Origin of the sequence: Microcystis sp. LE19-84.1B (assembly GCF_027531875.1) — a bacterium.
Lineage (GTDB): Bacteria > Cyanobacteriota > Cyanobacteriia > Cyanobacteriales > Microcystaceae > Microcystis > Microcystis panniformis.
On the sequence record NZ_JAPZSR010000151.1, the window covers coordinates 1 to 9,603 of the forward strand.

The 9,603-nt window shown below is 38.0% G+C and carries 7 protein-coding genes and 1 pseudogene; 2 read left to right on the forward strand and 6 right to left on the reverse strand.

Features of this window, described 5'->3' with window-relative positions; translation table 11 throughout:
* Positions 1–191: 191 nt before the first annotated feature.
* The 3 genes from O9324_RS09585 to O9324_RS09595 form a co-directional block, all read right to left on the reverse strand.
* Entirely contained in the window at positions 192–632 is a 441-nt protein-coding gene (locus O9324_RS09585) for a hypothetical protein (RefSeq protein ID WP_288140057.1), read from the reverse strand.
* Between the two features lie 206 nt (positions 633–838).
* Positions 839–1,612, reverse strand: coding sequence for a class I SAM-dependent methyltransferase (locus tag O9324_RS09590; RefSeq protein ID WP_288140058.1), 774 nt, complete (start codon positions 1,610–1,612; stop codon positions 839–841).
* 173 nt (positions 1,613–1,785) lie between these two features.
* On the reverse strand, positions 1,786–2,634 hold the full coding sequence (locus O9324_RS09595; protein ID WP_288140059.1) for a sugar phosphate isomerase/epimerase family protein: 849 nt from the start codon (positions 2,632–2,634) through the stop codon (positions 1,786–1,788).
* 481 nt (positions 2,635–3,115) lie between these two features.
* On the opposite strand from O9324_RS09595, the gene O9324_RS09600 reads away from it, so the two are divergent.
* Positions 3,116–6,277: a hypothetical protein gene (locus tag O9324_RS09600; protein WP_288140060.1), complete on the forward strand. Its 3,162-nt coding sequence runs from the start codon at positions 3,116–3,118 to the stop codon at positions 6,275–6,277.
* Positions 6,278–6,715: 438 nt separating this feature from the next.
* Here O9324_RS09600 and O9324_RS09605 read toward each other — a convergent pair whose 3' ends face one another.
* From O9324_RS09605 to O9324_RS09615, 3 genes are all read right to left on the reverse strand, one after another.
* Complete coding sequence (locus O9324_RS09605) at positions 6,716–6,922, reverse strand: UPF0223 family protein (RefSeq protein WP_002750139.1); 207 nt, start codon at positions 6,920–6,922, stop codon at positions 6,716–6,718.
* 230 nt (positions 6,923–7,152) lie between these two features.
* Positions 7,153–7,407 carry a hypothetical protein gene (locus O9324_RS09610; RefSeq protein WP_002750132.1) on the reverse strand — a complete coding sequence of 85 codons (255 nt, stop codon included), beginning with the start codon at positions 7,405–7,407 and terminating at the stop codon, positions 7,153–7,155.
* On the reverse strand, positions 7,404–9,110 hold the full coding sequence (locus O9324_RS09615; protein ID WP_002776532.1) for a potassium channel family protein: 1,707 nt from the start codon (positions 9,108–9,110) through the stop codon (positions 7,404–7,406). The genes O9324_RS09610 and O9324_RS09615 overlap by 4 nt, the downstream gene beginning before the upstream one ends.
* 150 nt (positions 9,111–9,260) lie before the next feature.
* Here O9324_RS09615 and O9324_RS09620 point away from each other — a divergent pair.
* Positions 9,261–9,603 (forward strand): annotated as a pseudogene (locus O9324_RS09620) (DUF4351 domain-containing protein); the annotation flags it as partial.

Below are 9,603 nucleotides of genomic sequence, written 5' to 3' on the forward strand. Positions count from 1 at the left end.
GCCATCTGGCTGGTCTGGTTCTTCTACAGAGCGATTTTCTGGCTGGGATATTATTCCTACGCAAGTCCCTTATCTCTTATCTTTTGTCTGCTACTGAAGATTTTTGATTCTTGCAGGAGATATTATTTTTTATAAAATTGGTGAACTAATTCTCAAACGTACTAACCCACAAACAGAAGGAGGCAAACCCATTACGCTGCGCTATGACTCCCGTAGCATTTAGCGGCCAAAACCACTGGCTCGATTTCTCCCTTTTGGAGTTTTTCTAGCGGGGTTGCTCCGTCTAAACGAATATCACCCGTAAGCAGAAAGAGCATTTGTGTCCAAGCACCATCTTCTTTTAGGACGGCTAACACTTGGTCTAAACCAGACAAAACTTTGCCATCAATAAATTGCCAAGCAGGATAAACTAATTCTTCGTTGACAGATAAACCTAAGACCTGATGATTGAGCCTCATAGTTTCTAATTCCAAAGAACTACAGGCTAAAACACTACAAATCTCAGCGCTGGTTAAGGTTCCGCCTTGCTTAGATAGGAACCGTTTCTTCGCTTCTTCGCCTCGTTTAATGGCAGCTGCCAACGCAGGGGCCAAAGCTAAAGGAGATTGTGTTTTTTGTATAGATTCTAACATTTTTAAGCAACCCTACCACCGCGAACGTATTTTGAATCCTTGATTAGTTTTTAGGAAGACCCTATCTACCCCTCATAATAACAGATGGTGGGCATTGCCCACCATACATATAGCAAGTCTATTTGGGATTTAAACTGTCACCTATTGATAACAAGGGACTTAAGCCCCTTGTCTATATTAGCCAATTTAAATACAGAACACCTTACTCAATTTCCAATAGACAAACGACCAATACGCCAGTAGATCGGCCAGTCAATTACAATCAGTTTTTCAGGGGATAACACGCTATTAATGATTTGCTCCAATTTACCGAACATAAACTCTTGTCCTCTGTCACTAATACATCTTTGAGTAGAAGACCATGTTTCTAAATATCCGACTAATTGGTTAATGTTCCATTTTTTTTGCATGATAATCTTAGGAGAATTAATTTCATGAAAAGGAAAAGAAATTGTTTTGTATTGATCATCGATTAATTGTCTTTCTGCTGGCCAATAGGGATTAATGGTATGATAAAATTCTTGTAAAGCTGATTTTAGTTTTACTTCTTCTTGAGGAATTTCAAAAAAGCCATAACACCACATGGCTAAAACTCCTTGCGGTTTAAGAACCCGTTTTACCTCTCCATAAAAATCGTCTAAGTTAAACCAATGTGCCGCCTGAGCAACTGTTATTAAATCAATGGATTTCGACTCTAAAGGCGTTGACTCAGCAACAGATATAAAGTATTTAATCTTAGGGTGTATTACTGCATTTTTTATTTGATTTTCACTAGCATCAGAGGCATAAACCTTATTAAAATAACGAGTTAGTCCCAAGGCAACCTGTCCATTACCTGTCCCACAATCCCATGCCATTTGATGTTGAGAGGCAATGGTATTAAGATAATCAAATATACTGGAGGGATAAGTTGGGCGATACAGAGAATACTCTTTTGCTTGCTTAGAAAAATAGTCGTTGAATTTCTTTTGAGGATTCATAGTGTTAGACTCAGTAGATTAGTAAAGAAAGTAGTGGACTGTTTCAGCTAAAATAGGGCAATAGATTTCGGTTTAAAGTCTTAGATTATAGAATTTATAGCATTTTTCTAATACACCAAATTAGCTGAAACAAACCAGTAGGGCGTTTAAACCCTACCTTTACCACCTTAAATTTAACCCAAGGTTAAATACTGGGATAAACTATCGCAAAAAGCGATTCCTTGGTTTTGATACATCTCAGGGGAGTAGGCCTTTTCCGCGGCGTCGATGACTATTTGACCTTCATAGCCTCGTTCAAACAAGAAACAAATTAAGTCTTCATTGACGAAATTACCGAACCCGATCGGGTTGTGCAGGTGATGAGGAACGAAAGTGTCGGATAAATGCAGATTTCCAGCCAACGAAATTAACTGATCTAGGTCCTCCCAGAAATTATTCGGGTTGGTAGTCATCAGGTGGGGTAAATCAAGGGTGAGTTTGCAGCCTGTACGTTCCGCCAGTTTGCCATACTCATCAGCGGTCAATAACAAAAAGCCATCACGACCAGCAGTCTCGACACAGATTGTCATGTCTAAAGTATCAGAATAAGCCACAAGTCCCTCTACGGAACGGCATAGCTTATCAAAGTTTGTGCCAGAATTCCCCCGCCCTGTGTGAAGAGTGAGTAGTTTGACGTCAAACTCCTTGAAGAAGTCGATCTCCTTTTTTACTCTTGCGACCGACTTTTGGCGCACTATCTCATTGCTGGCGGCAAGATCAGTCTTCTTATAGCTGGCATGACCCGAAAATTTGAGTTTGGGGTAGAGTTGACGGAGATGGGTGAGACCACAAATAACCCGGGGATTTTCGATATCATTGATCGCCCCATGCTCCACTTGAAGTTCGATATGGCTATAACCGCTGTCTGCATATTGCTTGGCGGCCACATCCAAATGAGCCTTCGGGTTGGTGTTGGTAGAGATTGCCGTTGGCAGGCGCTTAATCGGTTGATCGCTGAGTTGTTTTTGCTGTAGAGTTAACATATATAGATTACTCGAAGGAAAGTGAATTTAGAACTTCCACTTATTATCCTTCGAGTTTTTTTTGTAGTCAAGAATCCGCCATAATAGTCCAACAGCCAAAACCCTTTGAAACCCTTTTGTTACAATAGTTTAGAGGATTTATGAGGATTTATAAAGTTTTGTTAATTGCTTCTGAAAGATTGCTTTCTACCCAGCTTAGGACTTTTTAGCACTTTTTTTGGACGGTATTGTCCGGTCTATACTCTACTTTGCCGTTCTAATTGTCCAGCCAGTGTGCTATACTAGGTGACGGTTGCTAAAAGACGATTGGGACTTAGACATTTTCGGTCAGCCAAAAGGCTCAAACCATTACCGGACAAAGGGTTAACCCAGATTGGGAAGATTCTGTCTAAGCAAGTAGTCTCTTTGAAGCAAGAATCCCCGTCGCTTTAGCACAGGGAGTGTCAATAACATTTATATCAGAGCTAAACTCAAGCAAATCATGCCAAGACCACCAAAAAGAGATGATGAAGATATTAAGCGAGACGAAAGAGTTTATTTTTTTCTTCTCAAACTAGCGGGCATCAAAATTAGTCCAGATAGTCCAGATAGTCCAGATATTGGAGATATAGCAACAGTAGATATTGCTAGAAAATGGGGATATGCAGGAAATGACGCAGGAAGGAAATTTACGGAAAGAGTCTTAAATGGGTTAAATAAGAAGATAGAGGAAAATGTTCCTCCCTTAACGTTAAGTCGTTTAGTCGAGATTCTTCAAGGGATAGAAAAAAACATAGACATTAGTCATAAACCTAAAAATGAAGACCAACTTCAAAATGAAGACGAACTTCCAAAAGTTCTGGGTCAATTAGATAAAATTAAAGCAATTCGCAAATATTGTGAACTTTCACGTCAAGAGAAGAAACAATTAGGCTTACCTGTTGATTTTCAAGCTTACATAGAGGAAAATTTTATTAATTTGTCTAATGATTATACTATATCTTCTAATCAAGTATCAGATTGTTCAGAAGATAAATTTACCCATATAGCTAAAGTGCAAGGAAGCAAGGAACAAGATTCCGTTCTTTCGACGATTAAAAAAGAATATCTGAACAATTTAGTTCAAGAAGTAATTAAGGATAAATTCTCAAAAGATTGGCTAGACAAGAACAATAAAGTAATTGAGAAAGTACAGGAAAGAGTTATAAATGAGATTACACTCATTGCCGTTCAATCTGGGCTAGAAATTGCCAGATATCATCTTCCCAATATATTACCAGAAAATTCAAGTCAGTTTAGTCAGTTTACTGAAGCCTATAAAAAACAATGGAATTATCAATTATCTGATCAGTGGATTAAACAGTTAACTTCTAACATCATTGACAATAAAATAATTTCCGATCAAATACCGATTACTTTTAGATACTTAGAAATCAAAAAAGTGGGACCACTTCCTTTTGAAAATGATGACACTTTAATCAATGAACACTTATTAAAAAAAGACCCAGATAGTATAGCGACCAAAGCAGCATTTGACATTTTCAAAAAGAATAATGCTTATCAAGTCACGATTCACTTCCGTTTAAAAATCGAAGGAGAAAATATCGATTTTTTTGAACAGGTAAGTGGTATTTCAAGTATTTTATCATTAGTTCGTAAAGCACTTAATCGGGGTTTACTCTGGGATATTCCTTGTTTAAATAGTTACTTTCCTGTCATCCAAGAAGTTTATACTCAGGATAAATTATTTGGTGGTGATAGTTTGGCATCTGTTTGGTCAAAATCGAGAGGTAGATTGATCAAAATAGATGATTTAAAAGACTTACTTGAAAATAAAGAAAATAATGATTTTGATTGCTATGTTGAAGGCTCGGATATTATTGAGAGTGACTATCTAGGATTCGACTTGATCGAATCTATAGCTATGTCGGGATTCCACGCACGTCTAAAATTAATTGAACAAACAGGCATTAAACCAATAGATTATCTTAAAGAATTAAAAAAACGTATTGAAGAAAAAGAGAATTTAATTAAAGGAAAAAAATATTTAACCTCTTATCCTTTTTCTCTATTAGTAATGGAGCAACATCTAAACGAAACAATTCTTAAATATTATGAAGGCAAATCTAAATGGAGTAAAATTGCTTACGAATCTCAATTATTTATTATTCAAGCATATCTTGACGAAGGTTTGGTCAACCAATCAGGAAAGTTATTAGGACGCCTGAAAAGTCATGAGAATAATTTCAGTCATTTTCTTAAGGCTAGTTATTATTTATGCAGGGCTGAATATAGTTTCTTAAGTGATGAAAATAAATCTGAAGGAAGAAAAGGAGAGAAACAAGATTTAATAGATGAATGTAATAATTACATAGAAAAAGCTGAGGAGCAACTACAAAAAAGATTGCTAGAATTTTTTAGGATTGGTGAAATAGCTCAAGGAAATCTTTCACCTTTATACTATTATTGGACAAAAATCTATATAATGAAAGCCCGACTGTCTTTGTTCTTTCCTAATTTTTTAAAGGAAGAGTCAGTTCATCAATTATTTCCATCTCTTGTATCTTTTGGAAAAGCCAGAGTTTATTATTCACCCAGAGAAGGAGATTCTTACTTATGCGCTAAAGTCTCTTTATATCAAAGCTGGTGTTACTTAATCCAAGCTTATATAGGTGATCAATCACAAACATTTGATAAAAACACTTGTATTAAATGGGCAAAAAAATTAATCGATAATGGATTACTTAATTATCAAGAGGCAAGTCAAGAATGTTATCGAGATTATACAGATAATCTTTTTTTGGATGAGCAAAATTTAGTATCTACAATTAAAATTGCACGTCCCCCCTTTTTAAATTTAATTCCTCCAGACAATGAATCAAGTGATTCAAATGTTAAAAATGATGTTATTAAATCTGAATCAATAACAGGAAATGCAGACAATAAATCAAGTGATTCAACAGTTAAAATTTATAATATTAAATCTAAATTAATAAAAAGAAATTTCGTTCATCAATCAACAGAAGAACCGTCTAGAAAAAAAACTATAGATTTGTTTGGTCAGCATTCATCTCTATACTTTTTTGCATTAGGAATGCTTGAACTTTGTGATAATTATGATTCAGAAGAAGATGCTTCAACGCATCTGAAAGAATCTTTTAATTACTTTGTCTGTAGTTGGGCAATCGCTCAAGGATGTGCTATAGTTAAAACAGAGAAAACAACTTTAAAGATAGAGCGCAAGTCTGATTCATTGAAAATCGGGAACATTGCTATCGAAGACAATTTTAACGTCTCAGAGTTTAGGAGTATATTTTTTCATTGTATTAGTGAATGGATGGATTTAGCAAAAATTTTTATGGCAGTTTGCCAGAGTATTATTGCAAAAGAAAAAGATAATAATATTGATTTTAGTGTTGTCCGTGCTATCTTAGAAGAGGGAGGAGAAGATGTCTTTAGTGAAGTTCCTGAAAATTTTCGTAAACATGGAGTTGTCGATGAGCAAAAAGATTATAATCGGCATCTAAAGTCAGCATTTAAGAAAATCAAAAACTATCTCAATGGGTATATAGAAGAGTTTTCAGAAAAACATCAACATAAATCTCTCATCAAGCGTAGAGATGAGGTACTTCGAGCGATATTTATTCGTTTACGAGGAGGTTAATTTCTCGCTTCCATTGGACTCTTAGCCACCTCCCCGAACATTACTTCTCCTACGAATCAATCAAAGACAGAATCTCGCTGATAGGCCTGTTAGATGCTATCTCTGCTTTGGCAGTCGAAATCCAGTGACAAGAGACTGACTTACTTTTTTTCTGCCAGTATCCATTATTACCTTCGATTGCCCAATCGCCAGAGGGAATCGCTGACTATAGAGATTAATGATCTGTTATAATAAGGTTAGCGATCACTATACAGCCAAATCTTCAGACCCAATCTCTCGCCACAAATCGATAGGGACAATAGCAGCAATCATTTCGCCATTTTTATCGGATAAACATTGAATACTGGCTTGGTTCATTTTTCCCGAACTTTATTGTTTTATTAACTGATGCTCACAAGGCGATCGCTTTTTCTATTTTGTTTTCATAAAAAGCGATCGCTAAAAAGTGAGTTCTCGGTCGTTTGTCACACAATCCTGAAGATATAAATCAATTAGTTCCTGATAAGAAATTCCTTTTTCTTTTGCTTTTTTTTCAAAGAAATCAATGACATCAATCCTTAAAGGTAAAGTGACCTGCCGCTTGAGTTGTTGAGCAAAAGGATTAGGACGACTTTTCATATTAGCGAGATCATACTCTGATTTCATCAACAATAACCTCGATGAGGACAGTATAGTATTTTGTTTAAATTTAACGACTCAATTATAATACATACAATCAAATTAACGATAGTTTGCTCTTAAAAAATTTTTCTCTCTCACCTCAGAAAAACTGCGATCGCTCTTTCTATTCTATTTTGATAAAAAGCGATCGCCCCACAGTTTAAACTCAAAAAACCGCCATCGACAAAGAAGCGGCGAGTAGTAGTTCATTAGAACTACTCTGGATAGTTAGGCAGAGAATGATATTGAAAGATGCCAAAGATACTGCCGACACTGCCGACACTGAGAATACTGCCGACACTGCCAATACTAAGAATACTGCCGACGCTGCCAATACTGAGCATACTGCCGATACTAACCAGACTTAAAATGCTGCTGGCACTAGCGAGACTTAAAATACTGCCGGCACTGCCTAAACTCAAGATACAGCGATAACTAGCTTTGCTCAGATAATTAAGACCAGAAATCATTTTAAATCGGGGAAAGATTGGGGAATAGTTAGGGAAGTATTTTGCCAAACCTGTTGTAAACGCATAGCCGGCATAGTTAGATAAAGAATATCACCTTGATCGAGAGTGATTTCCAGTAATTGCCAACCGTGGATAGTTTGACCTTGTTTTTCTAGGTAAAGTGGCACAAAATCGGCATTCATCGCCGCTTCCTTGATAATTTGCCCCATAAAAGGATGATTCGGTGTGATTAATGTAGCCAAAGCAACCCAGAGGAGATCATCGGTCATGCCATTACCGAGAATTCTACCGCCCAAAGCGGCCGCGGCGAAGGAATAGGTGGCTAGATCCCGGGGACATAATACCGTATCAAAATCAAAAACCTCTTGAATCGATCGCCCGAATTGTTCCTGAGAGCAGCGTAAAACTAGATTAATTTTAGGAGCGATCGCTTTAGCAGTGAGGGCAATCTCCACATTAATCATATCCTCGTAAGTCACCACGATCAAAGATTCAGCGTTATTAATATTAGCCGTTTCTAGGGTAGCCACTAGACGCGCATCCTCGATGATAACGGGGATTCCCCAGGAGCGCACAGAATGCAAAAATCTATTATTGGGGTCCGATTCAATCACCACCACTTCACAGCCTTGCTCGTGTAATTGTCGCACAATGCGGGTGCCGATACCTCCTAAACCACAGATAATGTGATGATTGCGGACGGGAATGCGGGTAGCATCCCAAAACTGCTTAAAGCGACTACCGAGAATAAAATCGTTGAGGAGAGCATAACAGATACCGATAACCCCCGCACCGACAATCATCATGACCACGGTAAAAATTTTGATACTATCGGGGGTAGATTCGGCCACTTTTTCGTTACCTCCGGCGCCGGTAATCATCCCGACGGAGAAATAGAGGGAATCGACGAGGGAAATTTTTTGATTAACGCTGAGATAGGTAATGGTAGCAAGGGAAATCATCCCCAAGAGGGAAAGGGTGACAAGAATTACCGGTTGGACATAGTGCTGATAGGGACGGAGATTGAGTAGATTTCTCAGCCACTTTTGCAGTTTAAAACGCTGTTTTGCCTTAATTGTCGGTTTATTGCCGATAATGAGATGATCGCCAGTTTGGAGTTTTTTACCTAAAAGAACTGCGGAAACCAGATCGATTTCGTCGTGAGCGGGGAGATAATAGATTAACATCCGGGCCGGATCGTCCCAAAGTTCGTAGAGGGGTAATCCCCACCAAGGATGATTTTCCTCGATAATTATCTCTTGAATTGGCCAAAGGCGATCGAATAGCTGTAATTGACCGATAGCTTTATTACCAAGGGCAGCAAAGGAAAAGATCGGGGCTGCTAGGGAAGCAACGCTCATGCTAACGTGAGCAGGGAGGGTTTGATCGAGTCTTTCTCCCAAAGTTTCGTTAAATAGTCGGTTAACTATCCGAATTTTCGGGTTAATTATTCTTGCACGGGTGAGAATTTCTAGATTGAGTGCGTCGTTATCGATGGCCAAAACTAGGGTTTCTGCATCTGGAAGGCCAGCTTGCAGCAGAGTTTTAGGAGAGCAGGGATCGCCGATAATAATATCAGACTGGTATTCACAGACCATTTGGCGATCGCTAATCGCTACTACTGCCGCAGATTGTTGTTTGAGTAAACAAAAGATTTTATAACCCGTGCGACCTAATCCACAGACGATGATTTGCGGTTTCATTCATCGAGGGCGTTTTTTGCTGATTAACCTTTCATTTCTAGCGCAAAAACTAGGAAAAATCTGTAACTAAAGCTGCAATATTGCCAATTTTACCAATCAGGCTTTGAAGATGATAAAATAATCATCATCATTGATTGAATCACTTAAGCCTTGACTCGCTTTCTTTGGGATAAATTTAGTAAAGATTACCTCGAAACCTTTCTCTCTTCTTCCGGTGACGTGAAAACTAGCCTTGATGTGACGGCAGAAACTCAAGAAATTGATGTATATTTTCGACCGACTTCCCCAGAAATACCGCCCGAATTAGGCCTATTGGGCAAATTAGCTCAAACCCCTTGTCTATTGGAACCCTATCGCAATCCTGTCACGATTGAGGGAATTCTCGCTTGTTTATCTAAACTGTTGACTGTGCGGGAACAATTACAAAGAGAAGCTCACCGTCATCAACAACCCTTATTAGCAGAAAATATTCCTAGACTATGGATACTAACTC

Bases quoted from the DNA above. Each gene is read 5' to 3' on its own strand.
- O9324_RS09585 (WP_288140057.1), bottom strand. From the start codon at position 632: ATGTTAGAATCTATACAAAAAACACAATCTCCTTTAGCTTTGGCCCCT.
- O9324_RS09590 (WP_288140058.1), bottom strand. From the start codon at position 1,612: ATGAATCCTCAAAAGAAATTCAACGACTATTTTTCTAAGCAAGCAAAA.
- O9324_RS09595 (WP_288140059.1), bottom strand. From the start codon at position 2,634: ATGTTAACTCTACAGCAAAAACAACTCAGCGATCAACCGATTAAGCGC.
- O9324_RS09600 (WP_288140060.1), top strand. From the start codon at position 3,116: ATGCCAAGACCACCAAAAAGAGATGATGAAGATATTAAGCGAGACGAA.
- O9324_RS09605 (WP_002750139.1), bottom strand. From the start codon at position 6,922: ATGAAATCAGAGTATGATCTCGCTAATATGAAAAGTCGTCCTAATCCT.
- O9324_RS09610 (WP_002750132.1), bottom strand. From the start codon at position 7,407: ATGATTTCTGGTCTTAATTATCTGAGCAAAGCTAGTTATCGCTGTATC.
- O9324_RS09615 (WP_002776532.1), bottom strand. From the start codon at position 9,110: ATGAAACCGCAAATCATCGTCTGTGGATTAGGTCGCACGGGTTATAAA.